This window comes from Shewanella sp. 11B5 (assembly GCF_002836795.1).
Lineage (GTDB): Bacteria > Pseudomonadota > Gammaproteobacteria > Enterobacterales > Shewanellaceae > Shewanella > Shewanella frigidimarina.
Genome location: NZ_PJAP01000130.1, coordinates 1 through 1,209 on the forward strand (window position 1 = coordinate 1; position 1,209 = coordinate 1,209).

The 1,209-nt window shown below is 44.3% G+C and carries 1 protein-coding gene; it reads left to right on the top strand.

Annotated elements, in window-relative coordinates; all coding sequences use genetic code 11:
* Positions 1-1,209 (top strand): cation:proton antiporter (locus tag CXF78_RS01085; protein WP_180957012.1); only part of this gene is annotated, 1,209 nt, incomplete at both ends.

Genomic DNA, 1,209 nt, shown 5'->3' on the forward strand with positions numbered 1-1,209 from the left:
AGAACATGGACGAATGGTGACCCACCTTGTCACCATCGGCGCATTTATTACCTGGGCGTGTATTGCACCAGCAGCGCATTTTTTGCTTGGGTTTGATTGGGCAATTGCCATGTTATTTGGCGCACTAGTAGTGGTGACAGGGCCAACCGTGATTGTGCCTATGTTACGCACGGTGCAACCAAAATCCAATTTAGCCAGTATATTGCGCTGGGAAGGCATCGTTATTGATCCCATCGGTGCATTATTAGCGGTACTAGTATTTGAGTATATCGCCGTTACAGCCGACCCGACCACGCACGTATTGACTGCATTAGGCTTAACCTTAGTGCTTGGTTTTGGTCTAGGTGCTGCAGGCGGTTACTTAACGGGTTTAGCTATCCGTAAAAACTTATTCCCACATTACTTACGTAACACCGCAGTATTAACCATTATGTTGGGCATTTTTGTTGGCTCTAACATTTTACAAGAAGAGTCTGGCTTGTTAACGGTTACGGTAATGGGTATTTGGTTAGCGAACATGCGCGGCGTTGATATTGCCGACATTTTGGAATTTAAAGAAACCTTAACCGTACTACTGATTTCAGCGTTGTTTATTCTGTTGGCCGCACGCCTTGATTCTGGTGCAATGCTGGACCTAGGATTTGGTGGTGTAGGGGTGCTATTAGTGGCGATGTTTGTCGCACGTCCATTAAGCATTTGGATTTCAGGCTTAGGCACCAATTTGTCGTCAAAAGATAAGTGGTTTTTAAGTTGGGTTGCTCCACGCGGTATTGTTGCAGCAGCCATTTCATCATTATTTGCCATTAAACTAGAGTCGGTTGGCTTAGAAGGTGCCAGTTCGATTGTACCGTTAGTATTCTTAATTATTATTGGTACCGTGGTGATTCAAAGCTTAACGGCCGGTCGTTGGGCTAAGTTTTTAGGTGTGAAAGAGGGCTCTAATCAAGGGGTGTTAATCTTTGGTGCGTCTAAATTCTCACGTGATTTAGCTTCTATTTTAATCTCGAAAAATATTAAGGTTATTCTAGCTGACAACAACTGGGACAGTATTCGCCAAGCGCGCATGGAAAATATTCCGGTGTACTTTGGTAACCCGGCGTCAGAGCATGCATCTAATTTTATGGATTTAAGTGGTATTGGCCGAGTGCTTGTGATGTCGCCTTACCGTCAGTTAAACCCGCTGGTGACATTCCATTTCCAAGATTTAAT